The following is a 25,706-nucleotide window of genomic DNA, read 5'->3' as shown; positions in this document are numbered from 1 at the left end:
AGAGTCAGACCTCGAGAGGCGGGGGCCCCGCCCCTGTCACTTCTCCCAAGAAAGGTGCGGACCGGCGTGACCGACCGTCTCATCGTCCGTGGCGCGCGCGAGCACAATCTCCGGAATGTCTCGCTCGACCTCCCGCGCGACTCCCTCATCGTCTTCACCGGTCTGTCCGGCTCCGGCAAGTCCTCGCTCGCGTTCGACACGATCTTCGCCGAGGGCCAGCGCCGGTACGTCGAGTCGCTGTCGTCGTACGCCCGCCAGTTCCTCGGCCAGATGGACAAGCCCGACGTCGACTTCATCGAGGGCCTGTCGCCGGCCGTCTCGATCGACCAGAAGTCGACGTCGCGCAACCCGCGCTCCACGGTCGGCACCATCACCGAGGTCTACGACTACCTCCGTCTGCTGTTCGCGCGCATCGGCAAGCCGCACTGCCCCGAGTGCGGCCGCCCCATCGCGCGCCAGTCGCCGCAGGCCATCGTCGACAAGGTCCTGTCGCTGCCCGAGGGCAGCCGCTTCCAGGTCCTGTCGCCGCTAGTGCGCGAGCGCAAGGGCGAGTTCGTCGACCTCTTCAGCGACCTCCAGACCAAGGGCTACTCCCGCGCGCGCGTGGACGGCGAGACGATCCAGCTGTCCGAGCCGCCGACCCTGAAGAAGCAGGAGAAGCACACGATCGAGGTGGTCGTCGACCGTCTCACCGTGAAGGACTCCGCCAAGCGCCGCCTGACCGACTCCGTGGAGACCGCGCTCGGTCTCTCCGGCGGCATGGTCGTGCTCGACTTCGTCGACCTCCCCGAGGACGACCCCGAGCGCGAGCGCATGTACTCGGAGCACCTGTACTGCGCGTACGACGACCTGTCCTTCGAAGAGCTGGAGCCCCGCTCCTTCTCCTTCAACTCGCCCTTCGGCGCCTGCCCCGACTGCACCGGCATCGGTACGCGCATGGAGGTCGACCCCGAGCTGATCGTCCCGGACGAGGACAAGTCGCTCGACGAGGGCGCCATCCACCCGTGGTCGCACGGTCACACCAAGGACTACTTCGGCCGCCTCATCGGCGCGCTCGCGGACGCCCTCGGCTTCCGCACGGACATCCCGTTCGCCGGACTGCCGCAGCGCGCCAAGAAGGCGCTCATCTACGGCCACAAGACGCAGATCGAGGTCCGCTACCGCAACCGCTACGGACGTGAGCGGGTCTACACGACGCCCTTCGAGGGCGCCGTCCCGTTCGTCAAGCGCCGCCACAGCGAGGCCGAGTCGGACGCGAGCCGTGAGCGCTTCGAGGGCTACATGCGCGAGGTGCCCTGCCCCACCTGTGAGGGCACGCGCCTCAAGCCGATCGTCCTCGCCGTCACGGTCATGGGGAAGTCCATCGCCGAGGTCTCGGCCATGTCCATCAGTGACTGCGCCGACTTCCTGGGCGAGCTGACGCTGAACGCGCGCGACAAGAAGATCGCGGAGCGCGTCCTGAAGGAGGTCAACGAGCGACTCAAGTTCCTCGTCGACGTGGGCCTCGACTACCTGTCGCTGAACCGGGCCGCGGGCACCCTCTCCGGCGGCGAGGCCCAGCGCATCCGGCTGGCCACCCAGATCGGCTCCGGCCTCGTCGGCGTCCTGTACGTCCTCGACGAGCCGTCCATCGGCCTGCACCAGCGCGACAACCACCGGCTCATCGAGACCCTCGTACGGCTGCGTGACATGGGCAACACGCTCATCGTGGTCGAGCACGACGAGGACACGATCAAGGTCGCCGACTGGATCGTCGACATCGGCCCCGGCGCGGGCGAGCACGGCGGCAAGGTCGTGCACAGCGGTCCCTTGAAGGAGCTGCTGAGCAACAGCGAGTCGATGACCGGCCAGTACCTGTCGGGCAAGAAGTCCATCCCGATCCCGGACATCCGCCGCCCGGTGGACCCCGGACGCCGCCTCACGGTGCACGGGGCCAAGGAGAACAACCTGCGGGACATCGACGTGTCCTTCCCGCTGGGCGTCCTGACGGCCGTCACCGGCGTCTCCGGATCCGGCAAGTCGACGCTGGTCAACGACATCCTGTACACGCATCTGGCGCGCGAGCTGAACGGGGCGCGTTCGGTCCCGGGCCGGCACACGCGCGTGGAGGGCGACGACCTCGTCGACAAGGTCGTGCACGTCGACCAGTCGCCCATCGGCCGGACCCCCCGGTCGAACCCGGCGACGTACACCGGAGTCTTCGACCACGTCCGCAAGCTGTTCGCCGAGACGACCGAGGCGAAGGTCCGCGGCTACCTGCCGGGGCGGTTCTCCTTCAACGTCAAGGGCGGACGCTGCGAGAACTGCTCGGGCGACGGCACGATCAAGATCGAGATGAACTTCCTGCCGGACGTGTACGTCCCGTGCGAGGTCTGCCACGGCGCGCGCTACAACCGCGAGACGCTGGACGTCCACTACAAGGGCAAGTCCATCGCCGAGGTCCTGGACATGCCGATCGAGGAGGCGCTCGACTTCTTCGAGGCGGTCCCGGCGATCTCCCGCCACCTGCGGACGCTCAACGACGTGGGCCTCGGCTACGTCCGCCTCGGACAGTCCGCACCCACCCTGTCCGGCGGCGAGGCGCAGCGCGTGAAGCTGGCGAGCGAGTTGCAGAAGCGGTCCACGGGCCGCACTGTCTACGTCCTCGACGAGCCGACCACCGGTCTGCACTTCGAGGACATCAGCAAGCTCATCACCGTGCTGTCGGGCCTGGTCGACAAGGGCAACTCGGTCATCGTCATCGAGCACAACCTCGACGTCATCAAGACCGCCGACTGGATCGTCGACATGGGCCCCGAGGGAGGCAACGGCGGCGGCATCGTCGTCGCCGAGGGCACCCCCGAGCAGGTCGCGTCGGAACCGGCCAGCCACACCGGCAAGTTCCTGCGTGACGTCCTCGGCGCCGACCGGGTCAGCGACGCGGCGGTGCCCGCGGCGCGTAGCCGGAAGACCGCGGCGAAGAAGACCGTCGCGGCCACCAAGGCCCCGGCCAAGAAGACGGCCACGGCGAAGTCGACCGGCACGGTGACGAAGACAGCGGTGACGAAGACCGCGGCGAAGAAGACGGCAGCCAAGAAGACCACGGCCGTCAAGAAGACCGCCGTGGCCAAGAAGACCGCTGCGAAGAAGACGACCGGCCGGAAGTCCTGACGCTCCGTACGGTCCGGTCACGCTGAGTAAAATTGATGGCGCCCCACGGGAACTCCCCGTGGGGCGCCGTGCGTTCAACGATCAACCGGCCTGGTCCTGCGGTTCACGAGGCGCCACGAACTGCATGTCCAGTTGAACCTTGACAACATCACCGAGCAGGCCACTGCCGAAATCGAGCCCGAAGTCGCTGCGCCGGATCTCCCCCGTCGCCTCGAACCCGGCATGCCGGCTCCCGTCCACCGGCACATCGACGACCCCGCCGAACTCCACGTCGAGCGTCACCGGACGGGTCACGTCACCGATGGTCAACTCGCCTTCCAGGGACCAGTCATCGGCCGATCCGCTCACGCCCGTCGAGCGGAAGGCCATGGTCGGACGCCGCTCCACATCCAGCAGATCCGCCGAGCGGGTGTGGGCGTCGCGGTCGGCATTGCCCGTGTCGATCGAGGCCAGCGCGATGGTGGCCGTCACCCGTACGTCGGCCAGGGTCTCCCCGACGTACAGGCCGGCGTCCACCTGGGCGAAGCGGCCGCGCACCTTCGCGATCCCCAGGTGCCGGATCGTGAAGTTCACCGCGGAGTGCAGCGGGTCCAGCGTCCAGGCGCCGGGCGCGAGCGGCAGCGCGGCGGTCGAAGTAGTCGTCGCGGTCACAGAGTTGTCGTCAGCCATGCCTTCACCCTGCGCCCTGCGCGGCAGTCGAGGGAGACCGGGCCAAGGCTGGTAGTGACAGGGCCACGATCCGCACACCCCGGCGTTGGTACGTTCGAGGCGTGGCTGACAACGAGTTGGGGACGTATCTGCGCACCTGCCGTGAAGCGGTCGCGCCGACCGAGGTCGGGCTGCCGAGCGGGACCCGACGCCGCACCCCCGGGCTGCGCCGCTCCGAGCTGGCCACGCTCGCCGGTATCAGCGTGGAGTACCTCACCCGGCTCGAACAGGGCCGCGACCGCAACCCCTCGCCCTCGGTGCTCGGCGCCCTGTCCGACGCGCTGCGGCTCACGATGGAGGAGCGGTTGCTGCTGCGCCGCCTCGCCAAGGCGAGCGGACACGACGCGGTGCTCTGTGCCGGGGCCACGGTGCCGTCGCCCACGGTGCGGGCCACCGTCCGCGCGGTGCTCGCCCGCCTGGAGCCGACCCCCGCCGTCCTGGTCAACTGGGTCGGCGACATCCTCGCCCACACCGAGGGGTACCGCCGTTTCGCCGCCGGTCTCGGCATCCTGGACGTGGACCGGCCGAACATCGTGCGCTATCTGTTCACCGACCCCCGGGCCCGCGCGTCCCACCCCGACTGGGACCGGGTCGCCGACGACCAGGTGGCGCGGTTCCGGCAGGGCGCGCCGCTCGTCGATCCCCAAGTCGCCGCCCTGGTCGACGAATTGACCGTCACCGCCGGGGCGCCCTTCACCGACCGGATGGCCGCGGCGCCGGCTCCGCCCCGGCGTGAGGGGCACGATCTGGTGATCCATCCCGAGGCGGGTGCCCTGCGACTGGCGCACGAGGCGCTGGCGCTGCCCGACGCCGACGCGCAGACGATCCTGGTCTACCTGCCCGCCGACGACGCCACGGCGACCGCCCTCGACCGGCTCAACGGGCGCGCGCCCGGAGCCCTCCGCGCGGTCGGCGGCTGACGAGGAACCGCCCTGCCGCGTGGAGCGGCGCGCGGGCGGCAGGCGTCGGGCGGGCGGGAGTCACAGGGTGCCGGCCTCGGAGGCGTACGGAGGTTCCGCGCCCGCCCGTGAGCACGTGATCGCCGCCGCGCGTGCCGCGAAGCGCAGCAACCGCGCCCACCGGTCGCCGCCCAGGCCCGCGACCGCGGCGGGGGAGAGGGCGTCCAGGTGGTCGAGGGCGTGCAGCAGCGCCGCGTTGACGGTGTCTCCGGCGCCGATGGTGTCGACCACGTCGACCGGCTCACCCGGCACCGCGTACGTCCCGCCGTCCTGGGTGAAGACGGAAAGTCCGTCACCGCCGCGCGTGACCACGACGGCGGCCGGGCCCAGGGCCAGCCACTCCTGGGGCGTGCCACCGAGCCACTGGGCGTCCTCCTCGGAGAGCTTCAGCAGAGCGGTCGACGACAGCCAGCTCTTGAAGCGGGCCCGGTAGGCGTCCGCGTCCTGGATCAGACCGGCCCGGATGTTCGGGTCGAGTGCGGTGAACACGCCTCGGGAGGCAGCCGCGCGCATCAGCTCCTCGTAGGCGGTCGCCCCCGGTTCGAGGACCAGGGAGCACGTGCCGAACGACACGGCGCGAGTGCCGCTCGGGAGGGTGTCCGGCGCCGTGAAGAGCCGATCGGCGGTCCCCTCGACGTAGAAGGAGTAGCCCGCCGAGCCGTCGGCCCCGATGGACGCGACGGCCAGCGTCGTCGGTTCGTCGCCCCGCTGGACCACGGAGACGTCCACCCCGGCGGTGCGCAGACCCTCGAGCAGCGCCTCCCCGAATGCGTCCGTCGAGACGCGGGAGCAGAAGGACACGGGGGAGCCGAGTCGGCCGAGCGCCACGGCGGTGTTGTACGGGCCGCCGCCGAGCCGCGGGGCGAGGGCGGCCGGCGCCGCGGACCGCGCCGGATCGGGGGCGGCGTCGGGGCCCGTGGTCTGGGGCACGAGGTCGATCAGGGCCTCCCCTGCGACGACTATCACGGTGATTCCTCTCGGGCGGCGGACGGGTGTCGCTCCGGGCAGGCTAGAGCGTCTCAGCTCGCGGAGCAGCACACCTCCTCGTGCGGGCACGACCTTGCCCCTGGCCGCTGCCCTGCGACCTGGCTCCTGCCCACAGCCCGACAGCTCTTCCCAGGGCCCCCACAAAGTGCCCGGATCCCCGCCGGTATCGTCTGATCTGTCACCCCGCGCCAGCTCAACCCCTCGCTCGCACCACCCGCTCACCTCGCCCGTCCCGCCCCTCCCGTGGAGCTCTCATGTCCGGCACGACCCCTTCCCGCATCTCCCGCCGCACCGCACTGCGGGGCGCCGCCGTCGCGGGGACGGCCGGTCTCGGCCTGACCGCGTGCTCCACCGGTTCCGGCGGGGGCGCCGCCGCGGCGCCCACCGCGCCGGTCGACCTGGGCAAGGCCGACGAGGTGCCGGAGGGCGGCGCGAAGCTCTACAAGGACGAGCACGTGGTCGTCAGCCGGACCGAGGACGGCCGGTACAAGGCGTTCAGCACGATCTGCACGCACGCGGGCTGCCCGATCGGGATGCTGAAGGGCACCGAGTTGACCTGCAACTGCCACGGCAGCAAGTTCGACGCCACGACCGGCAAGGTGCTGCATGCGCCGGCGACCGCGCCGCTGGAGGAGCTGTCGGTGACGGTGGAAGGCGGCAAGATCGTGGCGGGGCCGCAGAAGTAGGCGCGGCGGGGCCGCGGAAGGGGACGGGCCCGGCGGTTCAGGCGCCCCGCAGCGGCGACCGGGAGTGCCGAGCGCCGCCGAACTCACTCCCAGTCCCAGCCGATTCCCAGCAGTCCCGCCCGGACCTGCGGCTCCACCACGTGCACCGTTCGATGGCGGCCGTTGAGCGCGAGCTCCTGCCGGCTGCCGCGAGGCGCCGCGGCCGACTGCTGAGCGAAGCGGTGGCAGCTCACAGGCAGTGCGGCGTCGGCGAACCGGACCTGGAGCGCGTACTGCCCGCCGCCGAAATCGAAGCCGCGGGCGTATTCGGTCGAGGCGCCCGCGGTGCCGTCCTCGAAGCCGTACCGGAACAGCTGCGTGTCCCCGGCCCGCAAGTGCGCGTCGAAGAGCAGTTCCGCCACCAGGACGCCGGTTCCCTCGTCCCAACGCACCCGCCCCGTGCGGCAGTTCTCCACGGCGTCCACCGCCACCTCCGACGGTGAGCAGCCCGGGTCGCCGTGGTGCACGGCCACATAGCGGTCCACCCCGTCGCGGTGCGCGCGGACGATGTGCTGCGAGTCCGTGCCGAGCAGCTCCCTGCGCGCCCCGATCCGGATCCGTTCGTGGTGTCCGACGGTGTGCAGGCCGCCGTCCGGGGGTGAACCCAGCTCCGCGAGGAGCCGTTCGACGACGCTGGAGGCGGCGACGAGCGAGCGGTACGAGCGGGAGGCCGGCCGCCGTGCGGCGGGGCCGCCCACGGGGTCGAGCAGCCGGATCAGCGACTCCTCGGGCAGTTCGAGGATCTCCTCCAGCGCGCGCACGGCCCGCATCGACTCGGCCCGCTGCGGCCGCCGCGCGCCCTGCTGCCAGTAACTCAGGCTCGTCACACCGACCTTGATGCCCTGACGCTCCAGATGGTGCTGCACACGATGGAGCGGGAGCTGCCGCGCGGCGATCGCGGCGCGCAGCGCGACGTGGAACGGGCCGCTGAGCAGTATTGCCTCCAGGGCCGGAGCGGGCGCCACCGCACCCTTCGTGCCGCCGGGGAGCCCTCCACCGACGTGCCGTTCGCCGAGCCGCATCCGGGTCTCCCGCCTCTGCGCGTCGTTGCGCCCGCGCCCGTCCCCGGCCGGCCGCTGTGAGCATTCACACCGCCCTGCCGGGTGTCCGCGCCGGTCGGAACGGGGCGGCCGGTCGGCGTACGGGGGGCGTCCACATCCGTACGACGTCGTTCACCGCTCCAAGTCACCCGGCATTGAAGCGTGTTGACCGGCCTCCGACAAGACTCGATGCCGGCCCGGTCCGCGGGACCTCGCCCGGCCCCAGCGGCGCCGGACACCACGCACTGTCACACCCCGCAAGTAGGGTGTCTGACATGGCCGACCCCTCCAGCTACCGCCCCAAGCCGGGACAGATTCCCGACTCCCCAGGGGTGTACAGGTTCCGCGACGAGCACCGCCGGGTGATCTACGTCGGAAAGGCGAAGAGCCTGCGCCAGCGCCTGGCGAGCTACTTCCAGGACCTGGCGAACCTGCACCCGCGTACGCGCACGATGGTCACCACGGCCGCGTCCGTGGAGTGGACCGTCGTGTCCACCGAGGTGGAGGCGCTCCAGCTGGAGTACTCCTGGATCAAGGAGTACGACCCCCGGTTCAACGTCAAGTACCGCGACGACAAGAGCTACCCGTACCTCGCTGTGACGATGAACGAGGAGTACCCGCGCGTCCAGGTCATGCGCGGCCAGAAGAAGAAGGGCGTGCGCTACTTCGGCCCCTACGGTCACGCGTGGGCGATCCGCGACACCGTGGACCTGCTGCTGCGCGTTTTCCCGGTGCGCACCTGCTCCGCGGGCGTGTTCAAGAACGCGGCGCGCACCGGCCGCCCCTGCCTCCTCGGCTACATCGGCAAGTGCTCGGCCCCCTGTGTGGGGCGTGTCACGCCCGAGGAGCACCGCGAACTGGCGGAGGAGTTCAGCGACTTCATGGCGGGACGTACGGGCACGTACATCCGCCGCCTGGAGAAGGACATGGCCGTGGCCGCCGACGAGATGGAGTACGAGCGGGCGGCCCGCCTCCGTGACGACATCGAGGCCCTGAAGAAGGCCATGGAGAAGAGCGCGGTCGTCCTGGCCGACGCCACGGACGCCGACCTCATCGCCCTCGCGGAGGACGAGCTGGAGGCCGCGGTCCAGATCTTCCACGTACGCGGCGGACGCGTCCGCGGCCAGCGCGGCTGGGTCACCGACAAGGTCGAGGCCGTCACCAGCGGTGACCTGGTCGAACACGCGCTCCAGCAGCTCTACGGGGAGGAGACCGGGGACGCGGTCCCCAAGGAGGTCCTCGTCCCCGCGCTGCCCGATCCGCTGGAGCCCGTCCAGGCGTGGCTCACCGAGCGGCGCGGGGCGAACGTCTCGCTGCGTATCCCGCAGCGCGGCGACAAGAAGGCGCTCATGGAGACGGTCCACAAGAACGCGCAGCAGTCCCTCGTCCTGCACAAGACCAGGCGCGCCTCCGACCTGACCACGCGCTCGCGCGCCCTGGAGGAGATCGCCGAGGCGCTCGACCTCGGCAGCGCCCCCCTGCGCATCGAGTGCTACGACATCTCGCACCTCCAGGGCGACGACGTCGTGGCCTCCATGGTGGTCTTCGAGGACGGCCTCGCCCGCAAGAGCGAGTACCGCCGCTTCCAGATCAAGGGCTTCGAGGGGCAGGACGACGTCCGCTCCATGCACGAGGTGATCACGCGCCGCTTCAAGCGCTACCTCGCCGCCCAGGAGAAGTCGGGCGACTGGTCCGACGAGGAGCCGGAGCTCGGCGAGGACGCGGGCCCCGAGGAGTCGCGGCTCACGGAGGACGACGGGCGTCCGAAGAAGTTCGCGTACCCGCCGCAGCTCGTCGTCGTCGACGGCGGCCAGCCGCAGGTCGCGGCGGCCCAGCGGGCCCTGGACGAGCTGGGCATCGACGACATCGCCGTCTGCGGCCTGGCCAAGCGCCTCGAAGAGGTCTGGGTGCCCGGCGAGGACGACCCGGTGATCCTGCCCCGCACCAGCGAGGGCCTCTACCTCCTGCAACGCGTCCGTGACGAGGCCCACCGCTTCGCGATCACCTACCAGCGCGCCAAGCGGGCCAAGCGCTTCAAGGCCGGCCCGCTGGACGACGTTCCCGGTCTCGGAGACGCGCGCAAACAGGCCCTGATCAAGCACTTCGGTTCGGTGAAGCGGCTACGGTCCGCCACAATTGACCAGATCTGCGAGGTTCCCGGCATAGGCCGTAAGACGGCCGAGACGATTGTCGTGGCCTTCGCCAAGGCGGCCCCTGCCGCACCCGCCGTCAACACGGCGACCGGAGAGATCATGGAAGACGAAGAGCACACCACGGACCACGCGACGGACGCGCGGCCCGCCGAGGAGCCCGCCACCCCGGGCCCCTCGGAAGAACGACGGGGGCAGGAGTCATGAACGAGCACGACCAGGACACCAGTGGCACGGCGGACACCCCCGCCCAACCGGAGCACGGAGCACAGGTGAGTACGGGCACAGGCACCACCAAGGACACCCCGGGCGTCCCCGAGGCCGCCATCCCGGAGCTGGTGATCATCTCCGGGATGTCCGGAGCGGGCCGCTCCACCGCCGCGAAGTGCCTGGAGGACCTCGGCTGGTTCGTCGTCGACAACCTGCCGCCCGCGCTGATCCCCACCATGGTGGAGCTCGGCGCCCGCTCGCAGGGAAATGTGGCGCGGATCGCGGTCGTCGTCGACGTACGCGGCCGGCGCTTCTTCGACAACCTCCGCGAGTCGCTCGCCGATCTGGAGGCCAAGCACGTCACGCGGCGCATCGTCTTCCTGGAGTCCTCCGACGAGGCCCTGGTGCGCCGCTTCGAGTCGGTGCGCCGCCCGCACCCCCTCCAGGGCGACGGCCGGATCGTCGACGGCATCGCCGCCGAGCGGGAGCTCCTGCGCGAGCTGCGCGGAGACGCCGACCTGGTCATCGACACCTCCAGCCTGAACGTCCACGAGCTGCGCGCCAAGATGGACGCCCAGTTCGCGGGCGAGGAGGAGCCCGAGCTGCGGGCCACCGTCATGTCGTTCGGCTTCAAGTACGGCCTGCCGGTCGACGCCGACCTCGTCGTCGACATGCGCTTCCTGCCGAACCCGCACTGGGTCCCGGAGCTGCGCCCCTTCACCGGCCTCAACGAAGAAGTCTCGAACTACGTCTTCTCGCAGCCCGGCGCGAAGGAGTTCCTCGACCGCTACACCGAGCTGCTCCAGCTCATCGCGGCCGGCTACCGCCGCGAGGGCAAGCGCTACGTGACGATCGCGGTCGGCTGTACCGGCGGCAAGCACCGCTCCGTCGCCACGTCGGAGAAGCTCGCCGCGCGCCTGGCCTCGCAGGGCGTGGAGACCGTGGTCGTACACCGGGACATGGGACGGGAATGACGGGACGTACGCTGCGGCTCACGAGCAGGATCGGCCGCAGAAGCTCGACGCCCAGCCGCCGCAGGGGCGCCACGCCCAAGGTCGTCGCCCTCGGCGGCGGCATGGGCCTGTCGGCGTCCCTGGCCGCGCTGCGCCGCATCACCGGCGACCTCACCGCGGTCGTCACCGTCGCCGACGACGGAGGCTCCAGCGGGCGCCTCCGCGACGAGCTGGGCGTCCTGCCGCCCGGCGACCTGCGCAAGGCCCTCGCGGCCCTGTGCGGCGACGACGACTGGGGCCAGACCTGGTCCCGCGTCATCCAGCACCGCTTCCAGTCCAAGGGCGACCTGCACGAGCACGCGGTCGGCAATCTGCTGATCGTCGCCCTGTGGGAACAGCTCGGCGACCACGTCCAAGCCCTCGACCTGGTGGGCAAGCTGCTCGGCGCGCACGGGCGCGTGCTGCCGATGTCCGCGGTCCCGCTGGAGCTCCAGGCCCTGGTCAAGGGCCACGACCCGGAGCGTCCCGACGACGTGGACACGGTCCGCGGCCAGGCCACCGTGGCGCTCACGCCCGGCGAGGTCCAGTCCGTCCACGTGGTCCCGCACGACCCGCCGGCCGTCCCCGAGGCGGTCGCCGCGGTGCTCGACGCGGACTGGGTGGTGCTCGGTCCCGGCTCCTGGTTCTCGTCCGTCATCCCGCACCTCCTGGTGCCGGAACTGCTGGACGCGCTCGTCGAGACGAAGGCCCGCCGGGTCCTCTCGCTCAACCTCGCGCCACAACCCGGAGAAACCGATGGGTTCTCACCGCAGCGTCATTTGGAGGTTTTGGGACGACACGCCCCTAAACTCGCCCTGGACGTGGTGCTGGCCGACGAGGCCGCCGTGCCCGACCGCGAAGAGCTCGTCGACTCCGCCAAGAAGCGTTTCGGCGCCGCGGTCGAGCTGGCGCCGGTAGCCAGGCCCGACGGGACTCCAAGGCACGATCCGGAGCTGTTGGCCGCCGCGTACGACCGTATTTTTCGGATGCATGGAAGGATCGGCCCATGGCGATGACGGCAGCGGTGAAGGACGAGATCTCCCGGCTCCCCGTCACCCGGACCTGCTGCAGGAAGGCCGAGGTCTCGGCGATCCTGCGGTTTGCGGGCGGCCTTCACCTGGTGAGCGGCCGCATCGTGATCGAGGCGGAGCTGGACACCGCGATGGCCGCCCGGCGGCTCAAGCGGGACATTCTCGAGATCTTCGGGCACAGCTCGGAGCTGATCGTGATGGCACCGGGCGGGCTGCGGCGCGGCTCGCGTTTTGTCGTACGAGTGGTGGCGGGCGGCGATCAGCTGGCCCGGCAGACGGGCCTGGTGGACGGCCGCGGCCGCCCGATCCGGGGGCTTCCGCCGCAGGTGGTCTCGGGGGCCACCTGCGACGCCGAGGCGGCCTGGCGCGGCGCGTTCCTGGCGCACGGCTCACTGACGGAGCCGGGGCGCTCCTCCTCGCTCGAGGTGACCTGCCCGGGGCCGGAGGCCGCGCTCGCCCTGGTCGGGGCGGCGCGCAGACTCCAGATCGCGGGCAAGGCGCGCGAGGTGCGCGGTGTGGACCGCGTCGTCGTCCGTGACGGTGACGCGATCGGTGCGCTGCTGACGCGGATGGGCGCCCACGAGTCGGTGCTGGCCTGGGAGGAGCGGCGGATGCGCCGCGAGGTCCGCGCCACCGCGAACCGCCTCGCCAACTTCGACGACGCGAACCTGCGCCGTTCGGCGCGTGCCGCGGTCGCCGCGGGTGCCCGGGTGCAGCGTGCTCTGGAGATCCTCGCCGACGAGGTGCCCGAGCACCTGGCCGCCGCGGGACGGCTGCGCATGGAGCACAAGCAGGCCTCCCTGGAGGAGCTGGGCGCGCTCGCCGACCCGCCGCTGACCAAGGACGCCGTCGCGGGCCGCATCCGCCGCCTGCTGGCCATGGCGGACAAGCGGGCCCAGGACCTCGGCATCCCCGGCACGGAGTCGAACCTCACCGAGGACCTGAGCGAGGAGCTGGCGGACAACATGGCCGTCTGATCCCGCTGGACCGGGCTGGACCGCACTGGTCACGTCCGGTCCGGTCCGGAACGGTTGCAGAGCAGCCGGTGGTGGTGCCCCGCCGAGGGCGTCGCCGCCGGCTTTTCCGTGTGCCCGACGCGGCATTTTCGTATGCCTGTCGGCGTACGTGTCCGCGCGGACGTCCGGACGCATGGCAGAGACTTGAGGCCCCCTTGACTTGACCATGAACTGTCACGAGTCTGGCGCCTGTTCGCTTCTGCGGCTGCGCACCGCGGCCGCGGCAGACAACTGCAAGGGGGGCTCATGAGACGAAGAGCGAGATCGATCCTCGCTGTCGGAGCACTTGTCCTGGGACTGGGAGGGGCGGCACTGGCGCCCGCGGCCCAGGCGGACAGCGGGGGGTCGGCGAAGGACGATCCGGGCGCGGACGCCGTCAAGGTGTTCCGCGCCGACGTGTCGAAGGAGCAGATACCCCTGCTCCTCCAGGCGGGCCAGGACGCGCACGAGCTCAGCGAGCAGGCGCCCGAGAAGGGCACCGCGAAGGTCGAGGTCTACCTCACCGACCGGCAGGCCGACGACCTCCGCGAGGAGGGCGTGAAGCTCACCGAGCACAAGCTGACGGCCAAGGCGCAGGCCCGTGTGAAGGCCGCGGGCGACGGCGTCTTCCGCCCGTACAGCGGCGCGGGCGGCCTCAAGGAGGAGATCCTCCGCACCGGCCAGGAGCACCCCGACCTCACCAAGGTCGTCTCCATCGGCAAGACGCTCCAGGGCAAGGACATCCTCGCGGTCAAGGTCAGCAAGGGCGCCAAGAAGGTCAAGGACGGCGCGAAGCCCTCCGTGCTCTACATGTCCAACCAGCACGCGCGCGAGTGGATCACCCCGGAGATGACCCGCCGCCTGATGCACCACTACATCGACAACTACTCCAAGGACGCCCGCGTCAAGAAGCTCGTGGACTCCACCGAGCTGTGGTTCGTCCTCTCCGCCAACCCGGACGGCTACGACTGGACGTTCGACGCCGCGGGCAACCGCCAGTGGCGCAAGAACATGCGGGACATCAACGGCGACGGCAAGTACACCACCGGCGACGGCGTCGACCTCAACCGCAACTTCGCCTACAAGTGGGGCTACGACGACGAGGGTTCGTCCCCCAGCCCCGCCAGCCAGACCTACCGCGGCGCGAGCCCGAACTCCGAACCCGAGACCAAGGCGCTCGACGCCTTCGAGAAGCGCGTCGGCTTCGACTACGCCATCAACTACCACTCCGCGGCCGAACTGCTGCTCTACGGAGTGGGCTGGCAGGTCGCCACCCCGACCCCGGACGACGTGCTCTACAAGGCGCTCGCCGGCACCCCGGAGAACTCCGCGATCCCCGGCTACCACCCGCAGGTCTCCTCCGAGCTCTACACGACGAACGGCGAGGCGGACGGGCACGCCGCCAACGTGAACGGCGTCGCGATGTTCACGCCGGAGATGAGCACCTGCCAGACCGCGTCGAACGTCGACCCGAACGACGCCTGGAACCCGGCCGACTGCGCGTCGATCTTCACCTTCCCGGACGACGAGAAACTCATCCAGGCCGAGTTCGCGAAGAACATCCCCTTCGCGCTGTCCGTGGCCGAGAGCGCGTCCCACCCCGACCAGCCGTCCTCCTCGGTCGGCCTTCAGGCGCCCGACTTCACGCCGGCGACGTTCACCACCTCGTACGCGCGCGGTGGTGACCAGGAAGTATCCGTCGTCGGCCGTAAGTCGGTACGCGACAAGGAGCTGAACTACCGCATCAATGGCGGGCGTTCGCACGACGAGGAATTGCGCGCATGGAAGGGCGGCGAGACGTACGGAGGCGACGACAACCTCCACTTCGACGCCTATAGAGCGAAGGTCGAGGATGCCGATGTCGGCGACAAGGTAGAGGTGTGGTTCACGGGGCGTACGAAATCCGGAAAGCGCACTTCGAGTGAACACTTCACGTACACCGTTGCCGAGCGCCCGAAGGGCGACACTCTTGTCGTCGCCGAAAACGACGCCACAGGGCAGCAAACAGCCGCCTACGTAGCAGCGCTCAAGGCGGTCGGCCGCACCCCGGTCACCTGGAACGTCGCCGAGCAGGGCGCTCCGGACCCCCTCGCCGTACTGGACCACTTCAAGGCGGTCGTCCACTACACGGGCGCCGAACGCCCCGCACTCGCCACCCAGCTCGCGCTGCGCGACTACCTGAACGAGGGCGGCAAGCTGATCGAGGCGGGCGAGAAGGCGGGCGGCTCGGTCGACATCGGCGACACCACGACGAACGACTTCAGCCAGTACTACCTCGGCGCCTACTCGCGCACCGCGGCACCGGTCGCCACCCGCTTCGACGGCTCCGGCGTCTTCGCCGGGACCACCGCGGCCCTCGGCGACGCCCCCGGCAACCCGCTGAACGGCGCGGGACTGTACGAGGCCACGTCCGCCACCCTGCCGCAGTTCGAGAGCGCGGGAGCGGGCCAGTACGAGGGCGCGGGCATGGCCGCCGCTGTGCACACGGACGACGCCTACAAGCGTCTGACCCGCACCATCGACCTGACCGGGGTCACCGCCGCCGACCAGCCGACTCTGCGTACGCAGCTCCTGTGGGACACCGAACAGGGCTACGACCACGTGATCCTGGAGGCGCACACGGTCGGGGCGGAGGACTGGACGACCCTGCCGGACAAGGACGGCCGCACGACGAACACCGTGCCGACCGAGTGCGAGGCAGGCTTCCTCATCCAGGAGCACCCGGCCCTGAAGCGCTATCTGACGCCCGACGGGGCCGCCTGCAAGAACTTCGGCACCTCCGGTTCCTGGAACAGCCTCACCGGCTCCTCGGACGACTGGAAGACGGTCGCGTACGACCTGAGCGCCTACGCGGGCAAGTCCGTGGAGGTCTCGCTCAGTTACGTGAGCGACCCCGGCACCGGAGGCGAGGGCGTGCGCGCCGACAACGCCTCCGTCGTCGTCGGGGGACAGGTGAGGGAGACCGAGGGCTTCGAGACGTCCCTGGGCGTCTGGACGGTCCCCGGACCGCCGGCGGGCAGCCCGCCGGCCGCGAAGGACTGGGCGCGCGCCGTGGACCTGTTCACCACGTACGGAGCGATCAGCACGCCGGACACCGTTCTCCTGGGATTCGGCCTGGAACATGTCACCCGTCCCGCCGATCGAAATGCGCTCATCGGAAAGGCGTTGCGCTCAATTAGCGACTGACCGACCCCGAAATACCCGGGAAATACGCGGCGGCCCGTACGTTACTGGCGAGTACGGGCCGCTGTGCCCCGTATAGAAGCGCTCGATGTCACCCCAAGCCCTTATGGGAGGTAGGGTCGGAGGCGGTCGGGGACATCCCAATACATCTCGCCGGCGTCGAAAACCGGCGTACCAACGAGGAGATCGGTTCGTGACGATCCGCGTAGGCATCAACGGCTTTGGCCGCATCGGTCGTAACTACTTCCGCGCGCTGCTGGAGCAGGGTGCGGACATCGAGATCGTGGCTGTCAACGACCTTGGTGACACCGCGACCACCGCACACCTCCTGAAGTACGACACCATTCTGGGTCGTCTGAAGGCCGAGGTGTCGCACACCGAGGACACCATCACCGTCGACGGTCACACCATCAAGGTGCTGTCCGAGCGCAACCCTGCCGACATTCCGTGGGGTCAGCTGGGTGTCGACATCGTCATCGAGTCGACCGGCATCTTCACCAAGAAGGCCGACGCCGAGAAGCACATCGCGGGCGGCGCCAAGAAGGTCCTCATCTCGGCTCCGGCCAAGGACGAGGACATCACGATCGTGATGGGCGTCAACCAGGACAAGTACGACGCGGCCAACCACCACGTCATCTCCAACGCGTCCTGCACCACCAACTGCGTGGCGCCGATGGCCAAGGTTCTGGACGAGAACTTCGGCATCGTCAAGGGCCTCATGACGACGGTCCACGCGTACACGAACGACCAGCGCATCCTGGACTTCCCGCACTCGGACCTGCGTCGCGCCCGCGCCGCCGCCGAGAACATCATCCCGACCACGACGGGTGCCGCCAAGGCCACCGCCCTGGTCCTGCCGCAGCTCAAGGGCAAGCTCGACGGCATCGCGATGCGCGTGCCGGTCCCGACCGGTTCGGCCACCGACCTGGTCGTGGAGCTGAACCGCGAGGTCACCAAGGACGAGGTCAACGCCGCGTTCAAGAAGGCCGCCGACGACGGCGACCTGAAGGGCATCCTCTTCTACACCGAGGACCCGATCGTCTCCTCCGACATCGTCAGCGACCCGGCGTCCTGCACCTTCGACTCCTCCCTGACGATGGTTCAGGAAGGCAAGACGGTGAAGATCCTCGGCTGGTACGACAACGAGTGGGGCTACTCCAACCGCCTCGTGGACCTCACGGTCTTCGTCGGCGGTCAGCTCTGAACCTCTAAGGTTCTAGAGCAGCAAGGCACTTAGATGTGAGCGAAGGGTCCGGACCCGCGCGGCGCCGCGCGACAGTCCGGGCCCTTCGCACGTCAGCCTCCCAGCTTCGTACGACCAGTCCTCTCAAGGAGCCGACTCATGAAGACCATTGAGGAACTTCTCGCCGAAAGGGTCGACGGCAAGCGCGTGTTCGTCCGCGCCGACCTCAACGTGCCGCTGGCCGACGGCCTCATCACCGACGACGGCCGCATCCGCGCGGTCCTGCCCACCGTCAAGGCCCTCGCCGAGGCGGGCGCCAAGGTGATCGTGGCCTCCCACCTGGGCCGCCCCAAGGGCGCCCCGGACCCGCAGTTCTCGCTGCTGCCCGCCGCCGAGCGCCTCGCCGAGCTCCTCGGCACGCCGGTCGCGTTCGCCCAGGACACGGTCGGCCCCGCCGCCCACGACGCGGTGAACGGCCTCGAGCCCGGCCAGGTCGCCGTCATCGAGAACCTGCGCTTCAACGCCGGTGAGACGAGCAAGGACGACGTCGAGCGCGGCGAGTTCGCCGACCGGCTCGCGGCCCTCGCGGACGTCTACGTGGGCGACGGTTTCGGTGCGGTGCACCGTAAGCACGCTTCCGTGTACGACCTGGCGAAGAAGCTGCCGCACTACGCCGGCTTCCTCATCGCCACCGAGGTCGGCGTCCTGAAGAAGCTCACCGACGACGTCAAGCGCCCCTACGTGGTCGCGCTCGGCGGCGCCAAGGTCTCCGACAAGCTGGCCGTCATCGACCAGCTGCTCGGCAAGGCCGACCGCCTCCTCATCGGTGGCGGCATGGCGTACACGTTCCTGAAGGCCCAGGGTCACGAGGTCGGCATCTCGCTCCTCCAGGAGGACCAGATCCCGGCCGTCAAGGAGTACATCGAGCGCGCCGAGAAGAACGGTGTGGAACTCGTACTCCCGGTGGACGTCCTGGTCTCGTCGGAGTTCCCCGACCTGAAGACCAAGGCCCCGGCCAACCCCACCACCGTCGCCGCGGACGCCATCCCGGCCGACCAGGAGGGTCTGGACATCGGTCCCGAGACCCGCAAGCTGTACGCCTCGAAGCTCGCCGACGCGCAGACCGTCTTCTGGAACGGCCCGATGGGCGTCTTCGAGCACCCCGACTACGCCGAGGGCACCAAGGCGGTCGCCCAGGCCCTCATCGACTCGCCCGCGTTCACCGTGGTGGGCGGCGGAGACTCCGCCGCGGCGGTCCGTACGCTGGGCTTCGACGAGAAGGCATTCGGCCACATCTCGACCGGTGGCGGCGCCTCCCTCGAGTACCTCGAGGGCAAGACGCTGCCCGGTCTCGCCGCACTGGAGGACTGACCCCGCATGACCGCTCCTGTAGAGGGCCGCACGCCGCTGATGGCGGGCAACTGGAAGATGAACCTCAACCACCTCGAGGCCATCGCGCACGTCCAGAAGCTCGCGTTCGCGCTCGCCGACAAGGACTACGAGGCCGTCGAGGTCGCCGTTCTTCCGCCCTTCACCGACCTGCGCTCCGTGCAGACGCTGGTCGACGGCGACAAGCTCAAGATCAAGTACGGCGCGCAGGACATCTCGGCGCACGACTCCGGCGCGTACACCGGCGAGATCTCCGGCCCGATGCTGGCCAAGCTCAAGTGCACGTACGTCGCGATCGGGCACTCCGAGCGCCGGCAGTACCACGACGAGACCGACGAGGTCGTCAACGCCAAGGTGAAGGCCGCGTACAAGCACGGCCTGACCCCGATCCTGTGCGTCGGCGAGGAGCTGGACGTGCGCGAGGCGGGCAACCACGTCGCGCACACGCTCAGCCAGGTCGAGGGCGGCCTCAAGGACCTGCCCGCCGAGCAGGCCGAGACGATCGTCATCGCCTACGAGCCGGTGTGGGCCATCGGCACCGGCAAGGTGTGCGGCTCGGACGACGCGCAGGAGGTCTGCGCGGCCATCCGTGGCAAGCTCGCCGAGCTGTACTCGCAGGAGGTCGCCGACGCGGTCCGCATCCAGTACGGCGGCTCGGTGAAGTCGGGCAACGTCGCGGAGATCATGGCGAAGCCCGACATCGACGGCGCGCTCATCGGCGGTGCCTCGCTGGACGCCGACGAGTTCGTCAAGATCGTCCGCTTTCACGAGCAGTGATGAGCGGTGATTCCCGAGTGGCGCGACCTGTGAGTATGCGCTAGCGACGATACGTCGTACCCTTGCGGGGCCGGATGGCTTGCTGGCCACCCGGCCCCGTCCATATAAGTCCGAGGAAGTTGGTCCAGCCGTGGTTATGGGGTTCTCGATCGCCCTGATCGTCTTCAGCCTGCTGCTGATGCTCCTTGTGCTGATGCACAAGGGAAAGGGTGGCGGCCTCTCCGACATGTTCGGTGGCGGCATGCAGTCCTCCGTCGGCGGCTCCTCGGTCGCCGAGCGGAACCTGGACCGGATCACGGTCGTGATCGGTCTGCTCTGGTTCGCGTGCATCGTGGTGCTCGGCATTCTGATGAAGATCAACAACTGACCTTCGGGCACCACGCTTCAAGGCTCCCGGGTTCCGACCCGTCACAACTGCACATTGCTCACGTAAGGCCCCATGTAAGGTACGCGCTCAACAACGCGGCCTATCATGGGGCTTGCGTCTAGGGGAGGGGATGTAACTCCAATCACTGGACGCGCGTTGGGCCTTACGTAGACTGAGGCGCTCCGCGGCGAAGCGAGACGCCGACACGCTTCGCGGCACCATTACGCAGGGAGTTACGACCGTGGCAAGTGGCAACGCGATCCGAGGAAGTCGGGTCGGGGCGGGGCCGATGGGCGAGGCCGAGCGCGGCGAGTCCGCGCCGCGCCTGCGCATCTCCTTCTGGTGCTCGAACGGGCACGAGACGCAGCCGAGCTTCGCCTCCGACGCGCAGGTGCCGGAGACCTGGGACTGTCCGCGCTGCGGCTTCCCCGCCGGGCAGGACCGGGACAATCCGCCGGACCCGCCGCGCACCGAGCCCTACAAGACGCATCTCGCGTACGTACGGGAGCGGCGCAGCGACGCGGACGGCGAGGCGATCCTCGCCGAGGCGCTCGCCAAACTGCGGGGCGAGATCTAGGAGTTGAGAACCGGCCGGGTGCCCGGCCGGTTCTTCGTTTTTTCCTCGCCGCGGTCCGTGGTCCGTGGCCGTGGCTTCCGTTGTCGAGTTCGTCGACGACCACGGCCCAGAGCTTTCTCGCCGCGGCTACGAGCGGCGGCGTGGACGCGCCGCGTGCTCCTCGGAGATGTGCGCCGTGAGCGCGATCGACGCCGTCGCCCTGTCGTACGTCAGCTGCGCCACGCGCGCGTAGAGGCAGTCCAGGATCAGCAGCGCCGAGTGGCGCGCGCCGAAGCTGCCGCGCCGGAAACTCGTCTCGGCCGCCGTCCACGTCAGATGCACGGTGGCCGCCTGGGCGACGGGGGAGCGCGGGTCACCGGTGATCGCGATCGTCGTGGCGCCCCGCTCCGCGGCGAGCCGCAGCGGGCCGAGCACCTCGCGGGTGCGGCCCGAGTGGGACAGGGCCACGGCGGTGTCCGCCGGGGTCAGCAGCGCCGCGGACGTCTCCGCCGCGTGCACCTCGGTCCAGCCGCGGGCCGGCATTCCGATACCGAAGAGGCGCGCCTCCGTCTCGCGCGCGAGGACGCCCGAGCCGCCCACTCCGTAGACGTCGATGCGGCGGGCCCTGGCGAGCGCCTGTGCGGCGGACTCCAGGGCAGTGCGGTCCAGTTGGTCGCGGGTGCTGCGCAGCGCCTGGAGGTCCGCCTGGGCGACCACGGAGATGAGGTGCTCCAGGTCGTCGTCCGGGCCGATGTCGGGGCCCAGCGGCCGGTCCTGGCCGACGCCGTCGTCCGTCTCGCCCTGCTCCTTGGCGAGTTCGAGCAGCAGGCGCTGGTAGGAGTCGAGGCCGAGGGCCTGGCAGAACCGGGTGACGGTGGCCTGGGAGGTGCCGGTGCGCCGGCCCAGGTCGGCGGCCGAGGTTCCGGCGATCGCCGGCGGGTCGGCCAGTACGTAGGCGCCCACTTTGCGCAACGAGCCGCTCAAGGTGGGGAGTTCGGAGCGGATCCGGGCTGTGATCATGTTCGGGTCTCCCGGTTCTCTCCGGTCGGGGTGTTGTCCGGAGCTGAATCTACCAATCATGATGCGGTGTGCTTATTGAATCCATCGATCAGTACGTCACTCCGCTCGTCGTCGGTATGGACGCCGGAGGAACCCGGGTGCGGGCCCGCTGCGAGGACGCGGCCGGACGGCTCGTCGGCGTGGGGCACGGCGGTCCCGGCAACGCGCTGAGCGTCGAACAGCCCGCCCTGGTACGGAACCTGGCGCGGGCCGTGGAGGGGCCGTGCCCGCCGGGCTGCGGACCGCCGTGGCCGCTGTCGTCGGCGGGTTCGCGGGCGGGGGCGGCTCCGGAAGCCCCGTCGAGCGGAGCCTGGCGGAGGCGCTCCGCGGACTCGGCATCGAGGCGGCGACCGGTGTGTACGGCGACGCGGAGGTGGCCTGCGCGTCCGGGCCCGGCGCCCCGGCCGACGGGCTCGTGCTGATCGCGGGCACCGGCGCGACCGCGGCGCGGGTGGCCGGGCGGCGCACGGTGCGGGTGGCGGACGGGGACGGCTGGCTGCTCGGCGACGCCGGCAGCGGGTTCTGGCTCGGGCGACAGGCGCTGCGCTGTGCGCTGCGGGCGGTGGACGGCCGGGAGGAGTGGGGGCCGCTGGTGACCCTGGTGCTCGACCGGGTCGTGCCGGGAAGGGCGGATCCCTCGCTCGGCTGGGACGGCCGGCACCGCCTCAAGCAGGAGGTCGCCGGCTGGGCGTACACGCGGCGGCCGCTCGTGCTGGCCGAGTTGAGCCCGCTCGTGGTGGCGGCGGCGCTGCGCGGGGACGCTCGCGCGAGCGGCCTCCTCGACGAGGCGGCTCGTCGACTGACGGACACGGTGCGGGCGCTGGAGCCCGTCCCCGGCGAGCCGCTGATCGTCACGGGCGGCCTGGTCGGCCCCGACGGGCCGTTGCTGGAGCGGCTGCGCGGGGGCGTGGCGTCGCTGGGCCTGTCCTGCGCCGCGGTGGCGGACGGCACCGCCGGAGCGGTGGCGCTGGCCCGTCTGCTGATCGGCGTATCGACGGAGAGCTCTTGACGGTGTCCCGCATCTGGTTCAACCTTTCATTTCGTACGGCACTTACTGAATGAATCAACCGAAGAAGCGGGGGATCATGGCCGAACCACGGATCAGCGCGGGCGAGTTGGCGGACCGGGTGCGCGAGCGCGTCGAGAGCGCCGTCGACACCAACAAGGAGGGCGTCGCCGCGGCGGCCCGGCTCATCGCCGACTGCGTGGCCGCCGACGGCGTCGTGCACGCCTTCGGGACCGGCCACTCGCAGGCCACCGCCCTGGAGATCTCCGGACGCGCCGGCGGCCTCATCCCCACCACCAAGATCGCCCTGAACGACCTGGTGCTGCGCGGCGGTGAGGACCGCGCGGTGCTCGACGACCCGCTCCTGGAGCGGCGGCCCGGACTCGCCGCCCGCCTCTACGAGCTGAGCACGCCCCGGCCGCAGGACCTGTTCGTGATCATCTCGAACTCGGGCGTCAACAACTCGATCGTCGACATGGCCCTTCTGGTCAAGGAGAAGGGGCATCCGCTGATCGCCCTCACCTCGCTGGAGCACACCCGCTCCGTCCCCGCCCTCCATGCGAGCGGCAGCCGCCTCGTGGACCACGCGGACGCCGTCCTCGACAACTGCGCGCCTACGGGGGACGCGCTGCTGCCCCTGCCCGACGGCGGCAAGCTGTGCGGCGTGTCCACCATCACCTCGGCGCTGCTCGTGCAGATGGTCGTGGCCGAGGCCGTCGCCCTGCTGCTCGCGCAGGGGTACGAGCCGCCCGTGTACGTCTCCGCGAACCTGCCCGGTGGCTTCGAGCGCAACGGACGCCTGGAGGACCACTACACGGGGCGCCTGCACCGCGGCGGACACTGACGGGCGGGGCGGGCCCCGACCCGGTTCCGGACGGACGGACAGACCTCTCATACCGGCCGCTGATCAATTAGGTTGGTCGAAGCAGCGGGGCAAGGTACGTACGCACGTACGAGAGAGAGCTGAAGTCCGACATGAACGCGTTCGAAGCAGGTGCGGGCAACCGCGCGCGGCTCACCCAGACGCCCGAATGGCAGGCGCTGGCCGAGCACCGGGAGCAGCTCGGCGACGTACAGCTGCGCGAGCTGTTCGCCGCGGACCCGGCGCGCGGCTCCGGCTGGACCCTCCAGGTCGGCGACCTGCACATCGACTACTCCAAGCACCTGGTCACGGACGAGACGGTGCGCCTGCTGCGCGAGCTGGCCGCCGCGACCGACGTCTTCGGGCTGCGGGACGCCATGTTCCGCGGCGAGAAGATCAACACGACCGAGGACCGGGCCGTCCTGCACACCGCGCTGCGCGCCCCGCGCGACGCCGTGATCGAGGTCGACGGCGAGAACGTCGTGCGGGGCGTGCACGCCGTGCTCGACAAGATGGGCGCCTTCGCCGACAAGGTGCGCTCCGGCGAGTGGACCGGGCACACCGGCAAGCGCATCAAGAACGTCGTCAACATCGGCATCGGCGGCTCCGACCTCGGCCCCGCGATGGCCTACGAGGTGCTGCGCTCCTTCACCGACCGCGACCTCACCGTCCGCTTCGTGTCGAACGTCGACGGGGCCGATCTGCACGAGGCCGTACGGGATCTGGACCCGGCCGAGACGCTGTTCATCATCGCCTCGAAGACCTTCACGACCATCGAGACGATCACCAACGCGACGTCCGCCCGCAACTGGCTCCTCACCGAGCTGAGGGCCGAACAGGACGCCGTCGCCAAGCACTTCGTGGCGCTGTCGACCAACAGCGAGAAGGTGTCGGAGTTCGGCATCGACACGGCCAACATGTTCGAGTTCTGGGACTGGGTCGGCGGACGTTATTCGTATGACTCCGCGATCGGACTCTCCCTCATGATCGCCATCGGCCCGGCCGCCTTCCGCGAGATGCTCGACGGGTTCCACCTCGTCGACGAGCACTTCCGCACCGCGCCCGCGGAGTCCAACGTGCCGCTCCTGATGGGCCTGTTGGGGATCTGGTACGGCAACTTCCACGACGCCCAGTCCCACGCCGTGCTGCCGTACAGCCACTACTTGTCGAAGTTCACCGCCTACTTGCAGCAGCTCGACATGGAGTCGAACGGCAAGTACGTGCAGCGCGACGGCGAGGAAGTCGCCTGGCAGACCGGCCCCGTGGTGTGGGGCACGCCGGGCACCAACGGCCAGCACGCCTACTACCAACTGATCCACCAGGGCACCAAGCTCATCCCCGCCGACTTCATCGGCTTCGCCGAGCCGGTCGCCGATCTCCAGGCCGGGCTCGTCGCCCAGCACGACCTGCTCATGGCCAACTTCTTCGCCCAGACCCAGGCGCTGGCCTTCGGCAAGACGCCCGACGAGGTGCGTGCCGAGGGGGTGCCCGAGGAACTGGTGCCGCACAAGACGTTCAAGGGCAACCACCCCACGACGACGATCCTCGCCAAGAAGCTCACGCCGTCCGTCCTCGGCCAGTTGGTCGCCCTCTACGAGCACAAGGTGTTCGTCCAGGGCGCCGTCTGGAACATCGACTCCTTCGACCAGTGGGGCGTCGAACTCGGCAAGGTCCTCGCCAAGCGCGTCGAACCGGCCCTCACCGAAGGCGCGGACGTCCCCGGGCTCGACGCGTCCACCACGGCCCTGGTCGCCAAGTACCGCGAACTGCGCGGCCGTTGACCGACGGAGACTTTCCTCGTTATTCGGGTGCGGGGGAGCCTTCCGGCGGGCGAGACTGCCCGTCCATGACCTAGCCGGGAGGCCTCCCCGTGGACCAGCTCATGTCGGCGCTCGCCGATCCAGAACGACTCAGGCTCTACGCGCGCATCGTGCTCGACGACCTGCCACCGCGCGAGGCCGACTCCCCGGTGGCCCGCAAGCATCTGGGAAGGCTGGTCGCCGCCGGCCTCGTCGAGCGGCTCGACGACGGCTCGCTGCGCGCGGGGCCCGAGGTGTTCCGGCGCCATCGCACCCCCGAACCCAGTACGGGGGTTCCGCGCCACCTCACCGGGTTCTTCGCGCGCGGACGCCTCACCACGATCCCGGTACGCCCCGCGGTCCGGCACGAACTGCTCGTGCACCTCACGGACACCCTGTTCGCCAGCGGCCGCACCTACAGCGAGCACGAGGTGAACGAGGCACTGCTCACCGTCCACGACGACACGGCGGCGCTGCGCCGCTACTGCGTCATCGACGGCCTTCTCGTACGGGAGAAGGACGGCTCGGACTACCGGGTGCCGCAGCACGCGTAAGGCCCCACCTCCTCGGGAGGCGGG

At 70.2% G+C, this 25,706-nt stretch carries 21 protein-coding genes; 17 read left to right on the top strand and 4 right to left on the bottom strand.

Annotated elements, in window-relative coordinates; genetic code table 11:
* The first annotated feature begins 66 nt into the window (after window positions 1-66).
* Window positions 67-3,150 (top strand): excinuclease ABC subunit UvrA, encoded by a 3,084-nt coding sequence (gene uvrA, locus V2W30_RS09800; protein ID WP_338695402.1) that lies wholly within the window; start codon window positions 67-69, stop codon window positions 3,148-3,150.
* 81 nt (window positions 3,151-3,231) lie between these two features.
* On the opposite strand, the gene V2W30_RS09795 is transcribed toward uvrA, so the two are convergent.
* Complete coding sequence (locus tag V2W30_RS09795; protein WP_338695400.1) at window positions 3,232-3,819, bottom strand: YceI family protein; 588 nt, start codon at window positions 3,817-3,819, stop codon at window positions 3,232-3,234.
* A gap of 101 nt (window positions 3,820-3,920) precedes the next feature.
* On the opposite strand from V2W30_RS09795, the gene V2W30_RS09790 reads away from it, so the two are divergent.
* A complete protein-coding gene (locus V2W30_RS09790) occupies window positions 3,921-4,778 on the top strand; it encodes a helix-turn-helix domain-containing protein (RefSeq protein ID WP_338695399.1) in 858 nt (285 codons plus the stop codon).
* Window positions 4,779-4,838: 60 nt separating this feature from the next.
* Here V2W30_RS09790 and V2W30_RS09785 read toward each other — a convergent pair whose 3' ends face one another.
* Window positions 4,839-5,783, bottom strand: a complete 945-nt coding sequence (locus V2W30_RS09785; RefSeq protein WP_338695398.1) for a carbohydrate kinase — start codon at window positions 5,781-5,783, stop codon at window positions 4,839-4,841.
* A gap of 275 nt (window positions 5,784-6,058) precedes the next feature.
* On the opposite strand from V2W30_RS09785, the gene V2W30_RS09780 reads away from it, so the two are divergent.
* Entirely contained in the window at window positions 6,059-6,490 is a 432-nt protein-coding gene (locus V2W30_RS09780; protein ID WP_338695396.1) for a Rieske (2Fe-2S) protein, read from the top strand.
* 83 nt (window positions 6,491-6,573) lie between these two features.
* On the opposite strand, the gene V2W30_RS09775 is transcribed toward V2W30_RS09780, so the two are convergent.
* The gene (locus V2W30_RS09775; RefSeq protein ID WP_338695394.1) at window positions 6,574-7,551 is read right to left on the bottom strand and encodes a hypothetical protein; all 978 of its coding nucleotides are present in this window, start codon (window positions 7,549-7,551) and stop codon (window positions 6,574-6,576) included.
* A 293-nt stretch (window positions 7,552-7,844) separates the two neighbouring features.
* On the opposite strand from V2W30_RS09775, the gene uvrC reads away from it, so the two are divergent.
* The 10 genes from uvrC to V2W30_RS09725 all read left to right on the top strand — a co-directional run bounded on the left by uvrC (window position 7,845) and on the right by V2W30_RS09725 (window position 20,423).
* A complete protein-coding gene (gene uvrC / locus V2W30_RS09770; protein WP_338695392.1) occupies window positions 7,845-9,926 on the top strand; it encodes an excinuclease ABC subunit UvrC in 2,082 nt (693 codons plus the stop codon).
* The gene (gene rapZ, locus V2W30_RS09765; RefSeq protein WP_338695390.1) at window positions 9,923-10,903 is read left to right on the top strand and encodes an RNase adapter RapZ; all 981 of its coding nucleotides are present in this window, start codon (window positions 9,923-9,925) and stop codon (window positions 10,901-10,903) included. The genes uvrC and rapZ overlap by 4 nt, the downstream gene beginning before the upstream one ends.
* On the top strand, window positions 10,900-11,937 hold the full coding sequence (locus V2W30_RS09760) for a uridine diphosphate-N-acetylglucosamine-binding protein YvcK (RefSeq protein WP_338695388.1): 1,038 nt from the start codon (window positions 10,900-10,902) through the stop codon (window positions 11,935-11,937). The genes rapZ and V2W30_RS09760 overlap by 4 nt, the downstream gene beginning before the upstream one ends.
* A complete protein-coding gene (whiA, locus tag V2W30_RS09755) occupies window positions 11,928-12,929 on the top strand; it encodes a DNA-binding protein WhiA (RefSeq protein ID WP_338695386.1) in 1,002 nt (333 codons plus the stop codon). The genes V2W30_RS09760 and whiA overlap by 10 nt, the downstream gene beginning before the upstream one ends.
* 285 nt (window positions 12,930-13,214) lie before the next feature.
* Entirely contained in the window at window positions 13,215-16,133 is a 2,919-nt protein-coding gene (locus tag V2W30_RS09750) for a M14 family metallopeptidase (protein WP_338695384.1), read from the top strand.
* A 190-nt stretch (window positions 16,134-16,323) separates the two neighbouring features.
* Complete coding sequence (gene gap, locus V2W30_RS09745) at window positions 16,324-17,334, top strand: type I glyceraldehyde-3-phosphate dehydrogenase (protein WP_338695382.1); 1,011 nt, start codon at window positions 16,324-16,326, stop codon at window positions 17,332-17,334.
* Between the two features lie 138 nt (window positions 17,335-17,472).
* Complete coding sequence (locus V2W30_RS09740) at window positions 17,473-18,684, top strand: phosphoglycerate kinase (protein WP_338695381.1); 1,212 nt, start codon at window positions 17,473-17,475, stop codon at window positions 18,682-18,684.
* Window positions 18,685-18,690: 6 nt separating this feature from the next.
* Entirely contained in the window at window positions 18,691-19,479 is a 789-nt protein-coding gene (gene tpiA / locus V2W30_RS09735; protein ID WP_338695380.1) for a triose-phosphate isomerase, read from the top strand.
* A 136-nt stretch (window positions 19,480-19,615) separates the two neighbouring features.
* Window positions 19,616-19,846 carry a preprotein translocase subunit SecG gene (gene secG, locus V2W30_RS09730; protein ID WP_111666919.1) on the top strand — a complete coding sequence of 77 codons (231 nt, stop codon included), beginning with the start codon at window positions 19,616-19,618 and terminating at the stop codon, window positions 19,844-19,846.
* A gap of 241 nt (window positions 19,847-20,087) precedes the next feature.
* Window positions 20,088-20,423 carry an RNA polymerase-binding protein RbpA gene (locus V2W30_RS09725; protein WP_003976875.1) on the top strand — a complete coding sequence of 112 codons (336 nt, stop codon included), beginning with the start codon at window positions 20,088-20,090 and terminating at the stop codon, window positions 20,421-20,423.
* Between the two features lie 126 nt (window positions 20,424-20,549).
* Here V2W30_RS09725 and V2W30_RS09720 read toward each other — a convergent pair whose 3' ends face one another.
* Window positions 20,550-21,422, bottom strand: a complete 873-nt coding sequence (locus tag V2W30_RS09720) for a MurR/RpiR family transcriptional regulator (RefSeq protein WP_338695335.1) — start codon at window positions 21,420-21,422, stop codon at window positions 20,550-20,552.
* Between the two features lie 262 nt (window positions 21,423-21,684).
* On the opposite strand from V2W30_RS09720, the gene V2W30_RS09715 reads away from it, so the two are divergent.
* The 4 genes from V2W30_RS09715 to V2W30_RS41540 all read left to right on the top strand — a co-directional run bounded on the left by V2W30_RS09715 (window position 21,685) and on the right by V2W30_RS41540 (window position 25,682).
* A complete protein-coding gene (locus V2W30_RS09715; RefSeq protein ID WP_338695333.1) occupies window positions 21,685-22,470 on the top strand; it encodes an N-acetylglucosamine kinase in 786 nt (261 codons plus the stop codon).
* Between the two features lie 76 nt (window positions 22,471-22,546).
* The gene (locus V2W30_RS09710) at window positions 22,547-23,311 is read left to right on the top strand and encodes an SIS domain-containing protein (RefSeq protein WP_338695331.1); all 765 of its coding nucleotides are present in this window, start codon (window positions 22,547-22,549) and stop codon (window positions 23,309-23,311) included.
* Between the two features lie 131 nt (window positions 23,312-23,442).
* Window positions 23,443-25,110 (top strand): glucose-6-phosphate isomerase, encoded by a 1,668-nt coding sequence (pgi, locus tag V2W30_RS09705; protein WP_338695329.1) that lies wholly within the window; start codon window positions 23,443-23,445, stop codon window positions 25,108-25,110.
* Between the two features lie 89 nt (window positions 25,111-25,199).
* Window positions 25,200-25,682: a DUF2087 domain-containing protein gene (locus V2W30_RS41540; protein ID WP_425244514.1), complete on the top strand. Its 483-nt coding sequence runs from the start codon at window positions 25,200-25,202 to the stop codon at window positions 25,680-25,682.
* Window positions 25,683-25,706: the final 24 nt, after the last annotated feature.

The organism is Streptomyces sp. Q6 (genome assembly GCF_036967205.1).
In the GTDB taxonomy this organism is placed as follows: domain Bacteria; phylum Actinomycetota; class Actinomycetes; order Streptomycetales; family Streptomycetaceae; genus Streptomyces; species Streptomyces citrinus.
This window is presented reverse-complemented; position numbering and strand designations above follow the sequence as displayed.

Coding starts and splice junctions, on each gene's coding strand:
- V2W30_RS09795 (WP_338695400.1), bottom strand. CDS start 3,819: ATGGCTGACGACAACTCTGTGACCGCGACGACTACTTCGACCGCCGCG.
- V2W30_RS09780 (WP_338695396.1), top strand. CDS start 6,059: ATGTCCGGCACGACCCCTTCCCGCATCTCCCGCCGCACCGCACTGCGG.
- V2W30_RS09775 (WP_338695394.1), bottom strand. CDS start 7,551: ATGCGGCTCGGCGAACGGCACGTCGGTGGAGGGCTCCCCGGCGGCACG.
- uvrC (WP_338695392.1), top strand. CDS start 7,845: ATGGCCGACCCCTCCAGCTACCGCCCCAAGCCGGGACAGATTCCCGAC.
- rapZ (WP_338695390.1), top strand. CDS start 9,923: ATGAACGAGCACGACCAGGACACCAGTGGCACGGCGGACACCCCCGCC.
- V2W30_RS09760 (WP_338695388.1), top strand. CDS start 10,900: ATGACGGGACGTACGCTGCGGCTCACGAGCAGGATCGGCCGCAGAAGC.
- whiA (WP_338695386.1), top strand. CDS start 11,928: ATGGCGATGACGGCAGCGGTGAAGGACGAGATCTCCCGGCTCCCCGTC.
- V2W30_RS09750 (WP_338695384.1), top strand. CDS start 13,215: ATGAGACGAAGAGCGAGATCGATCCTCGCTGTCGGAGCACTTGTCCTG.
- V2W30_RS09740 (WP_338695381.1), top strand. CDS start 17,473: ATGAAGACCATTGAGGAACTTCTCGCCGAAAGGGTCGACGGCAAGCGC.
- tpiA (WP_338695380.1), top strand. CDS start 18,691: ATGACCGCTCCTGTAGAGGGCCGCACGCCGCTGATGGCGGGCAACTGG.
- secG (WP_111666919.1), top strand. CDS start 19,616: ATGGGGTTCTCGATCGCCCTGATCGTCTTCAGCCTGCTGCTGATGCTC.
- V2W30_RS09720 (WP_338695335.1), bottom strand. CDS start 21,422: ATGATCACAGCCCGGATCCGCTCCGAACTCCCCACCTTGAGCGGCTCG.
- V2W30_RS09710 (WP_338695331.1), top strand. CDS start 22,547: ATGGCCGAACCACGGATCAGCGCGGGCGAGTTGGCGGACCGGGTGCGC.
- pgi (WP_338695329.1), top strand. CDS start 23,443: ATGAACGCGTTCGAAGCAGGTGCGGGCAACCGCGCGCGGCTCACCCAG.